15 protein-coding genes are annotated in these 17,433 nt (G+C 40.2%); 6 read left to right on the forward strand and 9 right to left on the reverse strand.

Translation table 11 applies throughout. From position 1 onward, the window contains the following. The first annotated feature begins 473 nt into the window (after positions 1 to 473). From MHH64_RS01410 to MHH64_RS01420, 3 genes are read left to right on the forward strand one after another with little or no spacing between them, the layout of a single operon-like run. Positions 474 to 1,529: an ABC transporter substrate-binding protein gene (locus tag MHH64_RS01410; protein WP_340002541.1), complete on the forward strand. Its 1,056-nt coding sequence runs from the start codon at positions 474 to 476 to the stop codon at positions 1,527 to 1,529. 9 nt (positions 1,530 to 1,538) lie between these two features. Beyond that, the gene (locus MHH64_RS01415; protein WP_303447014.1) at positions 1,539 to 2,306 is read left to right on the forward strand and encodes an ABC transporter ATP-binding protein; all 768 of its coding nucleotides are present in this window, start codon (positions 1,539 to 1,541) and stop codon (positions 2,304 to 2,306) included. Positions 2,307 to 2,312: 6 nt separating this feature from the next. Then, positions 2,313 to 3,107, forward strand: coding sequence for an ABC transporter permease (locus tag MHH64_RS01420; RefSeq protein ID WP_095310351.1), 795 nt, complete (start codon positions 2,313 to 2,315; stop codon positions 3,105 to 3,107). Positions 3,108 to 3,165: 58 nt separating this feature from the next. On the opposite strand, the gene MHH64_RS01425 is transcribed toward MHH64_RS01420, so the two are convergent. Beyond that, on the reverse strand, positions 3,166 to 3,441 hold the full coding sequence (locus MHH64_RS01425; RefSeq protein ID WP_118888320.1) for an acylphosphatase: 276 nt from the start codon (positions 3,439 to 3,441) through the stop codon (positions 3,166 to 3,168). A 59-nt stretch (positions 3,442 to 3,500) separates the two neighbouring features. Next, positions 3,501 to 4,070, reverse strand: a complete 570-nt coding sequence (locus MHH64_RS01430; RefSeq protein ID WP_118888319.1) for a TetR-like C-terminal domain-containing protein — start codon at positions 4,068 to 4,070, stop codon at positions 3,501 to 3,503. A 147-nt stretch (positions 4,071 to 4,217) separates the two neighbouring features. Here MHH64_RS01430 and MHH64_RS01435 point away from each other — a divergent pair, with 147 nt between their 5' ends. The 3 genes from MHH64_RS01435 to MHH64_RS01445 all read left to right on the forward strand — a co-directional run bounded on the left by MHH64_RS01435 (position 4,218) and on the right by MHH64_RS01445 (position 9,247). Beyond that, positions 4,218 to 6,293: an MMPL family transporter gene (locus MHH64_RS01435; RefSeq protein ID WP_251660150.1), complete on the forward strand. Its 2,076-nt coding sequence runs from the start codon at positions 4,218 to 4,220 to the stop codon at positions 6,291 to 6,293. Continuing rightward, positions 6,277 to 8,106, forward strand: coding sequence for a YhgE/Pip domain-containing protein (locus tag MHH64_RS01440; protein WP_340002542.1), 1,830 nt, complete (start codon positions 6,277 to 6,279; stop codon positions 8,104 to 8,106). The genes MHH64_RS01435 and MHH64_RS01440 overlap by 17 nt, the downstream gene beginning before the upstream one ends. 154 nt (positions 8,107 to 8,260) lie before the next feature. Next, entirely contained in the window at positions 8,261 to 9,247 is a 987-nt protein-coding gene (locus MHH64_RS01445; RefSeq protein ID WP_118888316.1) for a diaminopimelate dehydrogenase, read from the forward strand. 356 nt (positions 9,248 to 9,603) lie between these two features. Here the strand turns inward: MHH64_RS01445 and MHH64_RS01450 are convergent, their stop codons facing one another. From MHH64_RS01450 to MHH64_RS01480, 7 genes are all read right to left on the reverse strand, one after another. After that, positions 9,604 to 10,560, reverse strand: a complete 957-nt coding sequence (locus MHH64_RS01450; protein WP_340002543.1) for a carbohydrate kinase — start codon at positions 10,558 to 10,560, stop codon at positions 9,604 to 9,606. A 23-nt stretch (positions 10,561 to 10,583) separates the two neighbouring features. After that, a complete protein-coding gene (locus tag MHH64_RS01455; RefSeq protein WP_118888315.1) occupies positions 10,584 to 11,078 on the reverse strand; it encodes a PTS glucose transporter subunit IIA in 495 nt (164 codons plus the stop codon). 15 nt (positions 11,079 to 11,093) lie between these two features. Then, a complete protein-coding gene (locus MHH64_RS01460; RefSeq protein ID WP_340002544.1) occupies positions 11,094 to 12,557 on the reverse strand; it encodes a glycoside hydrolase family 32 protein in 1,464 nt (487 codons plus the stop codon). Positions 12,558 to 12,569: 12 nt separating this feature from the next. Continuing rightward, positions 12,570 to 13,970 (reverse strand): sucrose-specific PTS transporter subunit IIBC, encoded by a 1,401-nt coding sequence (locus tag MHH64_RS01465; RefSeq protein ID WP_340002545.1) that lies wholly within the window; start codon positions 13,968 to 13,970, stop codon positions 12,570 to 12,572. Positions 13,971 to 14,110: 140 nt separating this feature from the next. Beyond that, the gene (locus tag MHH64_RS01470) at positions 14,111 to 15,094 is read right to left on the reverse strand and encodes a LacI family DNA-binding transcriptional regulator (RefSeq protein WP_118888312.1); all 984 of its coding nucleotides are present in this window, start codon (positions 15,092 to 15,094) and stop codon (positions 14,111 to 14,113) included. A 158-nt stretch (positions 15,095 to 15,252) separates the two neighbouring features. Then, positions 15,253 to 16,233: a hypothetical protein gene (locus MHH64_RS01475; protein ID WP_340002546.1), complete on the reverse strand. Its 981-nt coding sequence runs from the start codon at positions 16,231 to 16,233 to the stop codon at positions 15,253 to 15,255. Positions 16,234 to 16,360: 127 nt separating this feature from the next. Further along, entirely contained in the window at positions 16,361 to 17,428 is a 1,068-nt protein-coding gene (locus MHH64_RS01480) for a GntG family PLP-dependent aldolase (RefSeq protein WP_340002547.1), read from the reverse strand. Positions 17,429 to 17,433 lie beyond the last annotated feature (5 nt).

The following is a 17,433-nucleotide window of genomic DNA, read 5'->3' on the forward strand; positions in this document are numbered from 1 at the left end:
ATATTTACGGAACAGATTAGTAAGTCTCTCTTTTCTCTTTACGAAAGTTCTTCCTTTAGAAACGAAACTAACTATCATTATGATTTACAGATTAAAAGAGCTTACTTCTATTAAATGATTAAAGCGATCTACCACTATCCCCTGCCCTAAATGAATTCACTCTTCCTCTCCTCAATAATTTTTCTATAACACTTAAATCGTAATGATTACGCATTATATCACTTTAGGCAAAAGATGCAACCATAAACCCTTTGCTCCATAAAATTTCAGTACACCATCGACACGTAATCTCCAAATAATCCAATAAACCAACAAAATTTCTATTTTTTCAATAATTATATGGAATGATTGATTTATTTGTGCTATCCTTATAAAAATCTAATTAAACTAGCACGGTGATTAAGTCGGCATTCGCCTGTGCTTTTTTAATTTTCTTTTTATTAAGACATTTACAAACTAAAGGGGGAATAGAATTGAGAAAAAGAACTGTTATTGCACTTATTTCTGTATTATTTTTAGCATGTTTACTAGCTGCATGCGGACAAGAGGAAGCAAACAATTCTTCTGAGGGAGCAGCTGACTCAAATGGCGACCATGCTTCCATTGAAATCGGTATGTTGAAGCTGACGAGCTCCGCACCGTTATTTATCGCACTTGAGAAAGGCTACTTTGAAGAGGAAGGCATTGATGCACAGGCTAGCTGGTTTGAAGCAGCACAGCCAATTGCCGTAGCAACCGCCGGCGGTGACGTTGATGTCGGCGCAACTGGAATTACAGCGAGTCTTTACAATATGGTTGCTGGCGGTGAAGAACTTGTCATTGTTGCGGACAAAGGAAGAGAACAGGAAGGCTATTCCTCAACGGCATTATTAGTACATAGTGACTCAGATATCGAAACAATTGAAGATTTAAAAGATAAGAAGGTTGGTATTACACAAACGGGATCAACCTTCCATTATATGGCTGGTCGATTATTGGAGGAACACGGTCTAACGTCAGCTGACGTAGAGCTTGTCCCTGTTAACAGTATTCCTGGTCTAATGGAAACATTGCAAAGCAAGCAAGTGGATGCTGTTTTATTAAACGAACCAAATATCACAATGGTGTTAGATGAAGGGTATGGCAAGGTGATTAAACAAGTAGGCGATGTGATCGACTATCAAACCTCTGGGATATTCTTCTCAAAATCGTTTGCTGGCGATACAGAAACAGCGACTAAATTTCTTAAAGCATATGCAAAAGCAACACAATACTATTATGACGCTGTCCTGACAAAGGAAAATGGCGAGATTGTACCAGGAGAAAACTATGATGAAGTAATTCAAATTATCGCTGAATACACGGATCAGGAACCAGCTGTTATCGAGCGTGGTCTGCCATACATGGATCGTGATGGTAAGCTTCTCGCATCCGATATCCAAACCCAAATCGATTGGTATGCAAAGGAAGAGCTTATCGGAGCACCGGTTGATGCAGACAAAATCGTGAATACAAACCTTCTCGACCAAGCTTTAAAAGAATTGGAGTAGTGAACAACTATGAGCATCGTCATCGAGAATGTAGAAAAAACCTTTATAGATTCGAAAAAGAATGAAGTAACAGCACTAAAAAATATTAATTTTACGATTCATGAAGAGGAATTTGTTGTCCTTGTTGGTCCAAGTGGATGCGGGAAATCAACGCTGCTTAATATCGTTGGTGGGTTATTGTCCCCTACAAGTGGCAGTGTTTATTTTGATGGAATTAAAGAGAACCCAACCTTAGGAATTGTTTTTCAGGAAATTGCTCTTTTCCCATGGCGTACTGTTTTTGAAAATGTCGTTTATGGTTTGCAAGAAAGAGGCGCCTCCAAAAAGCAACAGCAGGAAATCGGCAATCACTATATTGATATGGTCGGATTAACTGACTTTAAGGACGCATACCCTAAGCAATTATCAGGTGGAATGAAGCAGCGTGCTGGCATTGCAAGAGCATTAGCAGTGGAACCAGATCTATTATTAATGGACGAACCTTTTTCTGCACTGGATGCCCAGACCCGAACCCTCATGCAAGAGGAACTGCTTACCATTTGGAATCGGACGAGATTAAGCACGCTTTATGTGACACATAACATTGAAGAAGCAGTTTATTTGGCTGATCGCGTCATCGTATTATCGAGACATCCAGGTCAAATTAAACAGATCATTAACATTGATTTACCGAAAACGGGCAGAAACGATGAAAAATACCGTGAACAATCAAGCAAGTATGCAGATGAAATTTGGCAGCTTATTCGGCATGATGCCGAAGCGGCACTGAAGGAGTGATAGTAAATGGAAAAACAAAAACAAGTCATTACGAATCGTGTTGCCTTTCTTGATAAAAAAGTTCCATTCTACACTTCCTTTCTAGGTATCGCTGGTATCTTAATCCTGTGGGAAATCGTCTCTCGAATTGGAATTGTTTCTCCATTATTTCTACCGGCACCATCTAACATTGTAATAACAGGTTGGGAGATGCTTGTAAGTGGGGAAATCTACGGGAATCTGACTGCCAGTCTCTACCGAATTGTCCTAGGGTATGCCATTGGTGCGGCCTTCGGTATTTTAATTGGTCTGATTCTGGGATTCTTCCGAGTCGCAGATGCGATCGGAACACCTATTGTTTATTCGATTTATCCAATCCCGAAAATTGCTTTACTGCCTTTATTTATTTTATGGTTAGGGATTGGTGAATTATCAAAGGTAACGATTATCGCATTAGGGGTTTTCTTCCCTGTTGTTATTAATACTTTTTCCGGTGTGAAAAGTGTTGATCCGATGCTTGTGAAAGCTGCCGTCACATTTGGGTCTAATCGAATCAATGTGATTCGCAAGGTAATTTTACCTGGGGCTCTCCCGATGATATTTGCCGGGCTGAAGCTCGCAGCTGGAACATCCCTCCTGTTACTCGTATCGGCAGAAATGATCGCTGCCCAGGAAGGAATAGGTTCCATGGTGCTCCATTACGGGAATTTAATGATTACGTCGAAGCTCATGGTCGGGGTACTTATTCTGTCTCTCCTTGGCTTAATCTTTAATCGAGCTTTAAGGTGGTTGGAGAATAAACTGATTCCGTGGAAAGAATAAACAATTGAAAAAGGATTAGCTATGTGTGTAATACACACATAGCTAATCCTTTATAAATCTAATATTTAATTTTAAAAGCTTTAAATTTCGGACCCTCATCTAAGGTTATGACATCCATATCACGGACGTTAGCGAATCGAGAAGGCCCTTTTTTTATCAGCTCTAAAAACCGGGACATATCTTCTTCGTTGCCTTGGGCTTCTATATGCACACTACCGTCGTTTTCGTTTTTCACCCAGCCCGTAATATTACACTCCACTGCTCTGTGCTGCGTAAAAGAACGAAATCCGACACCTTGTACACGACCATGCACATTGACACTTACGTATTTCATTCATTTCACCTCTTGAGCCTATGTTAACATACAGCTGATGAATTCTCCTACCGTTCTACTTATGTATAGTGTAGCATCCCGTGATTACTGATTTCCGTAATAATTTTTGTCATTTCTTCTGCGGATTCCTGCATGCCACTACTTAGCCATTTTTCAATGATATGGATACTGCCGCTAATAACAAACAACGTAATATAGTTTAAATGATTTTCCCCGATCTGCTGACTCCCCTGTTCCAAGTTTGACCGTATATGAGCTTGCGCCGATTCCATAACACGGTGCTGGAACCCCTTGCTCCCATGATCACCAAAGAGAATGCGCAAATGCTCGCTTCTGCTCACGACGTAATCTAGTAAGTATTTTGTCATTGCAAGCATTTCTTTTTCCTTTTTATAGTCATATTGAAGCAGTGTTTGATCCAACTCTTGAATAATTTCATCCTCGATTTTATTCAATAAATCATACTGATCCGTATAATGACTATAAAAAGTCGAACGATTGATATCTGCAAGCGCACATAGTTCCTTTATTGTTATGGATGAAATTGGTTTATCGTTTAATAGCTCCAATAAGCTTTCCTTTAAAACCATTCGTGTATATTTTTTTCGGCGGTCTAATTTTCCTTCCATTGTAAAACCCTTTCATTACCCGTTTTCCAACAAATTTTCAATATATGTTGCGCAAATAACACGATTTACGCAACTGTTTGTTGTGTAACTAACATGATGTATATATAATAATAAAGTAAAAGCACTAAATCATCAAGATATGGGGAAATGACATTGACAAATATAATCATACGTTTCAAAAAGTCCGTCGTTATTCTTTTTCTAACATTAACGGTACTGTCGGCAATTGCTTTCTTTTTTGTAGATGTAAATTATAACATGCAAGATTATCTACCTGAGAAAGCAGAATCAACAGTTGCCTTAAATATGATGGAGCAGGAATTCTCCAGCGGTGTTCCGAATACACGAGTCATGATTGAGGATGTTACCATTCAAGAGGCAATAACCTATAAGCATGAGCTGGAAGCAATTGATGGTGTTACAGAGGTTCAATGGCTGGATGATGTAGTAGATCTGAGAACTCCTATCGAGTTTGCGGATGAAGCAACCGTTGAAAATTATTTTCAGGATGAAAAGGCACTTTATTCTGTAACAATAGAAAGCGGAAAAGAGGTCGAAGCGACCAATCAGATTTACGCTCTGATCGGAGACGAAAACGCAATTACTGGTGAAGCAGTAAATACAGCTACACAGCAAGAGATGACCGGTCAGGAGACGATGTATGCTGCGGCATTACTAGTCCCGATTATTATTATCATCCTAGTATTATCAACGAATTCATGGGTAGAACCAGTGTTATTCTTGACCGCAATTGGGGTTTCTGTTCTTATTAACCTTGGAACAAATATCTTCATTGGAGAGGTTTCTTTTATTACGCAATCCGTAGCGCCAATTCTCCAGCTGGCCGTCTCGCTGGATTATGCGATCTTCCTGCTTCATAGTTTTCAAGACTACCGAAATAAGGAATACAAGCCCGGAGAAGCTATGAAACTAGCGATAAAAGAATCACTACCAGTAATAAGCTCCAGTGCACTAACTACATTCTTTGGATTTACTGCACTAATGTTTATGGATTTTGAGATTGGTTCGGATTTAGGACTAAATCTAGTTAAAGGGATTGTATTCAGCTTTATTAGTGTTGTTGTATTTTTACCAGCACTGACATTAGTATGCTACAGCTGGATTGACAAAACAAAGCACAAAACACTTATCCCACCAGTATTTAAAGGTGTTGGTGCGAAGCTATTGAAGTTAAAGATACCTGCGATTGCAATTGTACTTCTCTTAACAGTACCGAGCTTTTTGGCACAAAATAGCACCTCCTTTACATATGGTATGGGCGAGCAGCCAGAGGACACTCGATTAGGCATGGATATTAAGCAAATTGAGGAAACGTTTGGTGAGACAACAGCAATCGTATTATTGGTTCCGAATGATGATATAGGAAAAGAGCTGGAAATGACCCAAGAAATAGAAAATATGGATCATGTCTCTTCTGTCATTGGCTATGCTAATATGGTTGGAAGTACGATTCCACAGGATTTCTTAGAAAAAAATGTTACGGAAGAATTCTTGTCGGAAAACTATAGTCGGATTATTATCAATACCGACGCTGGAACAGAAGGAGATATTCCGTTCCAGCTCGTAGACAATATACGTGAACTATCAGCCTCTTATTATGGAGAGGACGCACTGACCCTTGGGGAAAGTGTTGCATTATTTGACATGAGAGAAACCGTGACACAGGATAATCAAATAGTAAACATTCTTACAGTAGCAACGATTGGGCTGGTATTACTGTTTACCTTTCGATCTATTTCTATCCCAGTCATTTTACTGCTTACGATTCAATCAGCGGTTTGGATTAACTTAGCGGTTCCTTACTTTACGGATACATCCTTAGTCTTTGTTGGCTATTTAATAGTTAGTACCGTTCAGCTAGCCGCAACGGTCGACTATGCCATTTTGCTAACCGAAACGTATAAACACCACCGACAGAAAATGACTAAATTACCTGCAATTAAAAAGACAATTGATGAAAAGCTGTTTTCAATTGCAGTATCGGCATCCATTCTTTCAAGTGTTGGGTTTATTCTGTGGCTGACCTCATCGAATCCAATTGTCGGTTCGATCGGATTACTGCTGGGAAGAGGTGCGCTGCTTGCGTTTATACTCGTTATCACCTTCCTGCCAGCTATGCTTGTCACATTAGATAGAATCATTGAGAAGACTTCGTTTCGGATGAAATTTTACAAGGAGGATCACCATGAAGAAGGCAATTAAATGGATATGGTTAACACTAGCAATCTTTTTCTTTCCTGTACTCACAACGTACGCCTCTCCAAATACATCAGAGGAGCGAGCAGATGAAGAGCAGAAAATTGGAGAAATTGCTAGTAAGAATGAAGTTATTTACGCAAATTTGCAATCCGGCGGTAATCTTAAGGGGGTCTACGTTGTCAACTCCTTTGAACTAACCAAGCCGGGCATCATCGATGACTACGGTGATTATACAGAAATTAAAAACTTAACCGATACATCTGCGATTGAACAGGATAACAACAACGTACGTATCAACGCAGAGACCGATAATTTCTTTTATCAAGGTAATCTTGAAGAAAAAAAGGAGTTACCTTGGCAATTTACAATTGACTATTACATCGATGGCAAAGAGGTTAATCCAGATGATATCCCTGGCATGACAGGAGATGTCGAAATAACCATCGATGTGAAACAAAATAAAGACGTTGCCGCAACCTTCTTTGAAAATTATATGCTGCAAATTTCGGTTCCTTTAAATACCGACTATTTTCAAGATATCAAAGCAGAAGATGCGACGATTGCAAATGCTGGGAAGAACAAACAAATCTCCTTTACGATGATGCCAGATGAAGAAAAGAAATTTTCCATTGAAGCAACAACTGATCAATTTGAAATTGACGGTATCGAAATAGCTGCTTTACCACCTTCCATGGCTGTGGATGCACCAGATACCGATGAATTAACAGAGGAATTCCAGTCATTGACAGATGCAATTGGTGAAATTGATAATGGTGTCGGTGAATTACGTGACGGAATGGACGGGTTAGCTTCCGGACTTCATCAGCTGGAAGATGGCTCTGCTCAATATAAAAATGGAATGGACGAATTGAACGGGTCCAGCAGTCAATTGACAGATGCCTCTTCACAGATTAATGATGCACTTGCAACTGTACAAGAAGAGGTTGAAAAGGCAAGTGGCATAACAGCTCTAGAAGAACTAGAAGACTTAGATCTAGCAGTCTCTGAAATGATATCCGGCTTGGAAGAGCTTGCTGATGGAATGGATCAATTTGGTTCAAACTATGAAAAAGCAAACCAAGCATTGCAGGATGCAATGAAGCAAATCCCTGAGCCAAGCATTACGGAAACAGATATTGCGGCATTGTACGAAAGTGATGCAGATCAAGAAGTAATCGAAGAATTAGTAGCTACTTATCAAGCTGCCCAAACGGTTAAAGGTGCATACGATGCTGCATCAGAAGCATTCGGATCAGTTGGACCAAGCCTCCATACCTTTAGTGAGTCGACTCGAGAAGCAGCCAATTATTTACGAGCACTCACAGCTGGTCTTGAAGAGTCCATCAGCCAAATCGATGTGGATGAAAGTGTCAATCAATTAATCACCGGCGTTGAAGAGATGGCCACCAACTACAATCAATTCCACGAAGGATTGATTGCTTATACAAATGGAGTCAATGAATTAGCTACTTCCTATCAAGGGATCCATGATGGAATCGGAGAGTCTGCAGATGGTGCAGACCGACTGACAGATGGAGCTGGTGAGCTTCGTAACGGAACAACACAGCTGCATGATGCTACCTCTAACATTCCAGAAGAAATGCAGGAGGAAATCGATTCCATGCTTTCTCAATACGATAAATCAGACTTCGAGCCTATTTCCTTTGTATCGAAAAAAAATAATGAGCTAACCGATTCGGTACAGTTTGTCATTCGTACCGATAGCTTAAAGCAAGAGCAAGAGACAGAAACAGCAGATGATGCACCTGAAGAAAAAGAAGGATTTTTTGAAAAGCTGAAAAATCTATTTCGTTAAATAACTGCCGGGAAAAGGGGTTACTTCAGTATGAAGTGCCCCTCTTTTCCTGCCCAACTCCCTTTTCGAAATAGTTCAATAAAGTTGTATAGAATAATCAAAAAGGGTAGTATAAAGGGAATAGAAAAACAGTGAAATCATTGGAGTGTGACAAATGGAGAATACGATAAAAATTGGCATTGTAGGCTATGGAAATCTAGGTAGAGGCGCTGAAGCTTCCATTATGCAACAACCAGATATGGAGCTCGTTGCCGTATTTACTAGAAGAAATCCAGAAAGCGTACAGGTCTTAAACAGTAATGTGAAAGTATTACATATTGATGAAGCACCAAATTATAAAGAGGATATCGATGTCATGCTAATTTGTGGTGGCTCTGCAACAGACTTACCAGAGCAGGTCCCATATTTTGCTCAACTTTTTAATACAGTGGATAGCTTTGACACCCATGCAAAAATCCCTGAATTCTTTGCATCCGTTGACAAGCCTGCCAAAGAAAGCGGGAAAACAAGTATCATTTCTGTAGGCTGGGACCCAGGCATGTTTTCCATTAATCGCGTGCTCTCAGAAGCACTATTGCCACAAGGTGAAACATACACATTCTGGGGCAAAGGCTTAAGCCAAGGCCACTCCGATGCTGTTCGCAGAGTCGATGGTGTCAAAAATGGAGTTCAGTATACGATCCCTTCTGAAAAGGTAATCGAACAAGTGCGAAATGGGGAAAATCCAGACGTATCCAAAAACGACCGTCATGTACGCGAATGCTATATTGTCGCCGAGGAAGGCGCAGACAAGCAGAAGATTGAACATGAAATCAAAACAATGCCAAATTACTTTGCAGATTACGATACTACCGTTCATTTTATTTCAGAAGAAGAATTGAAACGCGAGCATTCTGCAATGCCACATGGCGGATTTGTTATTCGCAGTGGTGAAACTGGAGAAGGCAATAAGCAAATCATTGAGTACAGCTTGAAATTGGAAAGCAACCCTGAGTTTACCGCAAGTGTACTAACTGCTTATGCACGTGCTGCACACCGCTTAAATAAAGAAGGACAAACCGGTGCAAAAACAGTTTATGATGTGGCCCCAGGCTATATTTCACCGAAAACGGCTGAAGAATTGCGCAGAGATTATTTATAAAATCCAAAAATGACTTTTCTCGAAATAGTCCACTTAGGAGTAGCAACCAGAGTGGACTACTTTTTGATACAAAGTTCCAACATATTGATTCTAAAATGAATAGCATGAGAACTGAACTAGAATTGAAAATGGTTAACATGAGAACTGATTTAGAAGCCAGAATGGACAGAGGTTTTAATCATTTAGGCAAAAAGATCGATGGAATTTGAGTACATTTAACAGAAACCAAGATACTACTTATCCCAATATATTAAAAGTCCCTCGCTGCACTACTACTGTAATGAACGAGGGACTTTATTATGAATCTATTATCTTTTGAGACATGAATTAACAACCAATCGCTACACTATCATTCACTACTCCATCAACGTTTTAATTTCTTCTATACCAGGTAACGCACTAATCGCGCCTTGCTTTGTCGTAACTAAAGCTGCAGCTGCGTTAGCAAACCGGCCAATTTCAGCCAACTCCCCTATGGTAAGGTCGATAACATCTTTTTCCATTGTAGCGAAATGATATAAAAAAGCACCAATAAAGGAATCCCCTGCACCAGTCGTATCAACAGCTTTCACTTTGAACCCTTCCACAGACACGTCATCCGTATTCGTATAAAAGCTTACGCCATCCTTACCTCGAGTAACGATCACCAATGAAGCAGATCCAGCTAAAAGTGAGCGAATCGCTTTCGTTTCTTCTTCCTCGCCTGTGATAAACGCTAGTTCATCCACACTCACCTTTAGAATATCTGCATAAGGGATAAACTGCTGGATCGTCTTTTGATAAGCATCCAGGTCGTCCCACAAATTTTTCCGGACATTTGGATCGAAACAAACCGTTCCCCCTACATCCTTGATGTTACGAATGACCTCTACATGTGCATACTTCACATCAGCTTCAATTAAATCGACCGAGCAAAAATGCAAAATATCATCTACAGAAAACCCAACTTCCTGCACATCAGCTCTATTTAACAGCATATCAGCACTCGGTTTTCGGTAAAAGACGAATTCCCTTTCTCCCTCTTCCTTCAGTGCGACAAATGCGAGTGCGGTATTGGCTTTATTTGTATGAAGCACATGGCTTACATCCACACCATTTTTAGATAAAATATCCTTTAAATAGTATCCAAAATGGTCCTCACCGACCTGACCAATGAAACTACTGCGACCACCTAGCTTGGCAACGGTGGCAGCAACATTAGCAGGAGCTCCCCCTGGCATCTTCTTAAAACTTGCAACCTCTTCAATAGGGACTCCTATTTCATGTGGAATAAAGTCAATTAACGCTTCCCCAATCGTATAGACCTTTTTCATGTTTTTCAACATCCATTTCTATATTATTTCGTCACTTGTAGAATTTCATCTTGTCCAGCAATTACTTCTTTTATCGTCTTAGCTTCAATATTGCTCATATCATCCGTATTCGTAATGATAATCGGTGTTACAGTACTTTTTGCTTTCTCACGTATAATATCCATATCAAAGTGAATCAGTTTATCCCCTTGCTTCACCTGATCGCCTTCTCCAACATATGAAGTGAATCCTTCTCCATCAAGGCTAACCGTTTCAAGACCAATATGAATTAAAATTTCCGCTCCATTTTCAGCGCGAATTCCAACCGCATGTTTTGTTGGAAACACTTGAATGATTTCCCCGATTACGGGAGAAACAACCTCCCCATTTGTCGGTTTAATCGCGACCCCATCTCCCATCATTTTTTCGGAAAACACGGGATCCGGAACCTCCTCTAATGCTACAACTTCACCGCTAACCGGTGCATTTATAGAAACATCGGTTACTTCTTCTTTTTTCTTAAATAGTTTTCCAAACATAATCAAACCTCCAACTTAATATTCGGTAACTCTCTTGATATTCCATTTCTTTACGTCGATTTTAACATGTCCAGCTTTAGCAATGAAACGGATTTCGTCAACGTCTGGGTTATCAAACACTCTCGAAGTAAAAACTTCTTCACCATTATTGATAAAAATCTCAATGGAAGAGGTATCTTTAAATATCTGGATATTTTGCAAGCTTTCCAATACGCAGTGCCTACCTTCTACACCATTCTTTGAAAATTCCCCTCGTTGAAACGTACAAATTTGTGTTTTAGCATCATAACGGAAGCTGCTCTTCTCACCTATTTCCACGGAAAATTCCGCAGCTGCTAAATCCTTGATAGCTATTTCCAACTCGAACACCTGACCATTTACACGAGGAAGGTCCACAGCCTCCTCCCAAACGACCACGTCAGTATGATGAACGCCATCTTCACGTAACAATTGAAGTTCTTCTACGGGATGTTGATGCAGTTTTCCATCCTTCCATTGAAGTTCTCTCGGTAATGTCAGTGCATGAATCCACTCATGTTTTATAGTTGGGTGGATGGAGTCTCCCTCGTCTGCATTTCCCATCCATCCAACTAAAATTCTTCTTCCTGAGGGGTCCGCTGTCGTTTGTGGGGCATAAAAATCAAATCCCCTATCCAATTCTACAAAATTACCATGGTCAAATAAAATTTTCTCATAATCTACCTTCCCGGCAAAATAGCCTGATTGGAAAATGTTATTATACGCAAAGCCTTTTGGCGACAGTCCTTGTGGACATACAGCCAAAATATCCTGCCCATCCAGTTCAAATAAATCTGGGCATTCCCACATATAACCGAAATCCGAAAGACCATTATGCCCACTTCCTGCTAAGACACCTTGGAAACTCCAATTTGCCAGATTAGCAGACGTATAGATCACGGCCTCGCCCTGCTCATCCTCTGTTTGTGCGCCTAACACCATGTACCACTTACCGTCTTTCTCAAACACTTTGGGATCACGGAAATGCATGGTATAGCCCTGGGGCACATGAATAATTGGCCCTTTTTTTTCAAAATGAATGCCATCTTCCGAAACCGCTAGACATTGATAGGATTCTCTTTTCCCATGTTCATTTTTCACATTGCCTGTATAAAAAACATATAATTTTTCCTGAAAAACGACCGCACTCCCGGAATAACAACCGTTCTTGTCGTACCACTGATCTGGTGCTAATGCTATCGGGGCTTCCTCCCAATGGACCAAATCATCAGATACAGCATGCCCCCAAAATTTAGCTCCATGCTCTGTCTGAAACGGATTCCACTGATAAAACATATGGTACTGTCCTTTGTAAAAGACGAAGCCATTCGGATCATTTAATAACCCAACTAGTGGCATGATATGAAAGTGCAGCCGGTAAGGGTCACGAGCGACAGTCTTTTTCCTATCATCTATGTTTTTGTATGCACGCTGCTTTAATTCACTAAATGATTGTTTCATAAACATCTCCTATTATGCATGTTCCTTTTGTGTGTCTTTATCTGCGTAACCAAACATCCATGTTAAAACGAAAGCAACCGCAATTGCTACAAGATTAACTAAAATATAAAGCAAAAGCTGTCCATCCAAGTATAAGAGCGCACCAGGTATTACAGTAATTGCCATACCAGACCCTGCAAGCTTCAGAATCGCCGCAAGGAAACCACCAGCAGCTCCACCAATTAGCCCCATTAAGAATGGCTTTCCATAGCGCAAGTTGACGCCGAAAATTGCTGGTTCCGTTATTCCTAAGAATGCCGATAAAGATGAAGGCATCGCTAACGCTTTTAGTTTCTTATGCTTTGTTTTTAAACCAACTGCCAGCGCTGCTCCACCTTGTGCTGCAACAGCCGAAGTAATAATAGCGTTATACGGATTATTCCCGAGATTTTCCAGTAACTGAATTTCCAACATGTTAAAAATATGATGCACACCAGTAATAACAATAATTTGATTAAAGAAACCTAGCAGAATTCCAGCTAAACCAAACGGTAATCCCAATACAAACAATGCAGCATCAAGAATATACGTTTCAACAATATGAAAGATTGGTCCGATGATGAATAAGGAAGCAATACTCATGAGTAATAACGTAAGAAAAGGTGTAACAATTAAATCAAACGTCTCCGGTACACGCTTACGTATTGCCTTTTCTAATTTTGCACCTATGATACCAGCGATAAATGCAGGTAGTACTGCACCTTGATATCCGACAACCGGAATAAATCCAAAGAACATCAGTGGCTCTGCACCTGTCGCAACACCCCACGCATTCGGTAATGCAGGGCTAACAAGCATCAGTCCAAGTACAACACCAATAATCGGTGTCCCACCAAACACACGGAAGGTCGACCAAGCTATTAAAGCTGGTAAAAAAATAAACGCCGTATCCGTTAAGATTTCCGTATACAATAGGAAGTTAGCGGATATATCATCTGTGGTCAATCCAAAAAGAGCCAGGATTTCTTCCTGCATGATGAGTCCACGAAGCCCCATAAATAGTCCTGTTGCAACTAGAACCGGAATAATTGGAACAAACACATCTCCAAACGTACGAATAGCTCGTTGTAGCTTGTTGCCTTTCTTACCAGCCTCTTTCGATTGCTCAGACTTTGTAGACGTTTTCAAATCAAATTTAGCTATTTCCTCATATATCCGATTCACCGTACCTGTTCCAAAAATAACTTGGTATTGTCCAGAGTTGAAAAAAGCACCTTTTACCTTGTCAATTTCCTCTACGCCTTCTTTATCAACTTTTTCTTCATCTCGAATAATGAATCGCATTCTCGTCGCACAATGGGTAACGGATTCAATATTTTCAGGACCCCCAACAGACTTAATTAGATCTTCTGCTATTCTTTTATTTTCAGACATAAACTATTCACTCTCCTTTTTCAAATTGTGGAATCGATTCCACATTGTTCATAAAAATAGAAACCATATAAAAACGCATTAAGAAAAAGTATATGGAATCGATTCCACACTAATCAGCGTGAAATCGGTTTCCAAATTAATTATACACTTCCCCGAATAATTAGTCTATAGTCCATCACTAATTTTTCCTGAAACGGTCTGGATTCAATGCTGGCTAAAATTTGCTTAGCCCCTTCCTCACCGGCTTTTTCATTTTGATAATCAACTGTTGTTAAAGGCGGTTCCATATACTGCGACATTTCCGATGCACCAATTCCCGCGATTGCCATGTCTGTTGGAATTTCCAATCCTTGCTCCTTTAAATAGCTCATCGCTCCAATTGCTAAACGATCTGTAACAGCAATAGTTGCAGTCGGCTTGTTCGCATATTTTAGGATTTCCCCCATCGCTTCATGACCAGAGGCAATATCAAAAATCGCTTTTTGAACCCATGTTTTTTCGACAGACAACCCCTGCGCTGCCATTTCATCTAAAAAACCCTTCTTCCGATAATATCCGACTGCCCGATCCGATTCATCTACACCAATAAAGGCAATTTTCTCATGCCCTTTTTGGATGAAAAGCCTTGTCAACTCTCGTACTGCACGATAATCATCATAGGTAACATGTATGACATCCTCTGCTTCCTGTCCAATCACGACTATCGGAATATTGATTTCTTTTATCTTTTTCATCAGCTTCGCATCGGCATTTGTAGCAATCAAGACTATCCCATCTACTTGTCTCACTTTCAACAAATCCAAATACTCCAGTTCCTTTTCTTTATCATGGTCGGTATTTGCCAAAAGAATTTGATAGCCGTGCTTTGAAAGCTCTCGCCCTAAACCAGTCACGATTCTACTCGGCGTTTCCGTTTGAATCGTTGGCAAAATCACCCCAATGACCTTCGTTTTCTTCGTTCTTAGCGACTTCGCATATTCACTCGGTGCATAGCCAGTCTCTTTAACCACACTCTCTACGCGCTTCCTTGCATCCTCACTGACATAACCAGAGTCATTCAGCACTCTGGAAACCGTGGACCGGGAAACATTCGCCATCTCTGCAATATCTTTAATCGTTATCAAATCAAATCCTCCTAAGAGAGATAGACAGATCCTTATCTATCGTTCTTTAGCTCTTCCATTTCGTTAAGGTACATCAAAGCAATCCCTAGATTTCCCATTATACCACGATATATAGATGAGAAATAGGGATGGTTCGTTGAAGTGAAGGCCAATATAAATTATGGAGGAAAGGAGTCCAATGGAGGAGATTTCTTCCTCACTGGCCAATAGCTTCCCGTCTTCTTCTTTCTTCTCATCAAGAAAGCGGCGTAAATTAATAGCAGCGTGAGTACAATTGTAAGTATGTATAAGATCAACGCATTGAAATAGAAAAAGCTATCACTCACCTTAATGCCATCCATATAAACCCGATATGGGTTCTCTTCTGGATAATTGATTTTAACCGAAAAATCGTTATTGTTAAAAATGCTTGGAGACACAGCTTTTGTCAGATGGATCATACTGCCCTCCTGATCTTCAAAGGCAAGTGCAAGATAATAATAACTGCGCCAATAACCTTTATAGCTGTAGCTGTGATCTTCGTATCTATCCGTAATCAATGCAGTTGTCTCCTGCTGGTTACCATGATGAGCCTGAACAGTACTGACGATGTCCTTTGCCATCGAAACATAGGAAAATAAAAGCCCAATACAAAGACTCGCGATAAATATCCCGGAAAATAACCGACTTAACCATTTATCATGGCTGTTTGTCCATCTATTCACTGATGGAATATGAATCAACTGATAGATAATAAAAAAGGTTGGATAGATAAGAGCGATAGCCATCAGTAGAAGATGTTCATAAATTTGGGAACGTATATCCTCCTTGCTAAACGCTGCACCGGTTAAGGTGCCCTTTAGCGTATCACCAATTTCAAGTGCATCAAATTCACTCTTTGGGATCTCTGCATAGTCCCTAGCCTCACTATTATAGATCACATTTTCCTCAGCCCCATCGGTTAACACGGCATAATAGGTTAGTTTTCCAAACAGACCGTTATGTACAGCTTTACCTTGTACAGTTTCTTCCAGCTGTTCATCGCTTTGCTGCTGAATCAATTGATAAAGTTCTTTCGATTCAACAATAAACCCATTCACAAACGCAACGAACACAACGATACCAACCATATACAGACTGATCCGCTTAAGTAATTCCATAACTTTCCCTCATTCGCAGAGACAATTTTGATATAAAATAATTATACCATTCAATCAAATATTTCAACTTGACTTTTTCCGTCTCTTCTAGCTAAAGGCTGGTTATAAGAACCAGCCCTTACTTACTCTATTCTATGTCAGAATCAACTTCCTTTAAATTATGGCAGTACTGATTGAAAATAACCGCTGCTTTTTCTACATTCTCCGTACTTATGCCATGGTATGTTGTCATTCTTATATGGTTATTTGACACGGCTTTCACATATAACCCACGCTCTGCAAGTTCCATTTCAAATTTCGCAGCTGAATAACCACTGTTCGAAACATCTATGATGACAATATTCGTTTGCACATTTTCGAGATTTACCTTTATCTTTGTGTTTCCGACAATCTTGCTAGCAAGTAAATAAGCGTGTTCATGATCTTCTTTTAACCTCTGTGATTGAATTTCTATACCAATAATACCCGCAGCAGCAATAATACCCACTTGCCGCATGCCACCGCCTAGTAGTTTTCTCGTTGATCTTGCCTGCTTTATAAATGCTTTACTTCCACAAAGCAGTGATCCAATTGGTGCACCTAAACCTTTTGATACGGAGAACATAACGGAATCAACTGGAGCCACTAGATCGCTTACTGGCAGATCATAATATGCTGCGACATTGAATATTCTCGCCCCATCTAAATGGACTGAAACGCTATATTCGTTTGCAAGTTCACAAATTGCTTTCGTCTCTTTAGCCGACATACATGCACCGCCGAAAAAGTTATTGGAATTCTCCAGGCATAATAGGTTCGTATTTCTTTTTCTAAAAAGAGATGCTAGGCTATCCACCCTTGGAACGCCTCGATTATCTGCCTCATACAGAACCGGATCGAGACCAAAGTAAGATTCCATGAAGGGAGATTTTTCGCTTTTGTATAAATGGCTGTTTGCTCCTACAGCTACAAGGTCCCCTCTCGTACAATGCGTCATTAAAGCAATTATATTTCCGATTGTACCGCTGTTACAAAACATCGCATCTTCTTTTCCCGTTACTTTTGCAGCCAGATCTTCAAGCCGATTGACGGTAGGATCCTCACCTTTTCCATCCCGACTAGTTCTTCCGTCATCTCCAACTACCGCATCAAACATGGCTTGCCTCATTGAATCGATAGGTTTTGTCAGCGTATCACTCCGTAAATCAATTAGCATTGCTC

It is taken from the genome of Oceanobacillus sp. FSL K6-0127 (assembly GCF_037983385.1).
GTDB lineage: Bacteria > Bacillota > Bacilli > Bacillales > Amphibacillaceae > Oceanobacillus > Oceanobacillus profundus.

Excerpts from the sequence above, each read along its gene's own strand:
- MHH64_RS01430 (WP_118888319.1), bottom strand. The coding sequence starts at position 4,070 with ATGGAAGGAAAATTAGACCGCCGAAAAAAATATACACGAATGGTTTTA.
- MHH64_RS01455 (WP_118888315.1), bottom strand. The coding sequence starts at position 11,078 with ATGTTTGGAAAACTATTTAAGAAAAAAGAAGAAGTAACCGATGTTTCT.
- MHH64_RS01435 (WP_251660150.1), top strand. The coding sequence starts at position 4,218 with ATGACATTGACAAATATAATCATACGTTTCAAAAAGTCCGTCGTTATT.
- MHH64_RS01460 (WP_340002544.1), bottom strand. The coding sequence starts at position 12,557 with ATGAAACAATCATTTAGTGAATTAAAGCAGCGTGCATACAAAAACATA.
- MHH64_RS01415 (WP_303447014.1), top strand. The coding sequence starts at position 1,539 with ATGAGCATCGTCATCGAGAATGTAGAAAAAACCTTTATAGATTCGAAA.
- MHH64_RS01465 (WP_340002545.1), bottom strand. The coding sequence starts at position 13,970 with ATGTCTGAAAATAAAAGAATAGCAGAAGATCTAATTAAGTCTGTTGGG.
- MHH64_RS01475 (WP_340002546.1), bottom strand. The coding sequence starts at position 16,233 with ATGGAATTACTTAAGCGGATCAGTCTGTATATGGTTGGTATCGTTGTG.
- MHH64_RS01450 (WP_340002543.1), bottom strand. The coding sequence starts at position 10,560 with ATGAAAAAGGTCTATACGATTGGGGAAGCGTTAATTGACTTTATTCCA.
- MHH64_RS01420 (WP_095310351.1), top strand. The coding sequence starts at position 2,313 with ATGGAAAAACAAAAACAAGTCATTACGAATCGTGTTGCCTTTCTTGAT.
- MHH64_RS01480 (WP_340002547.1), bottom strand. The coding sequence starts at position 17,428 with ATGCTAATTGATTTACGGAGTGATACGCTGACAAAACCTATCGATTCA.
- MHH64_RS01425 (WP_118888320.1), bottom strand. The coding sequence starts at position 3,441 with ATGAAATACGTAAGTGTCAATGTGCATGGTCGTGTACAAGGTGTCGGA.
- MHH64_RS01440 (WP_340002542.1), top strand. The coding sequence starts at position 6,277 with ATGAAGAAGGCAATTAAATGGATATGGTTAACACTAGCAATCTTTTTC.
- MHH64_RS01445 (WP_118888316.1), top strand. The coding sequence starts at position 8,261 with ATGGAGAATACGATAAAAATTGGCATTGTAGGCTATGGAAATCTAGGT.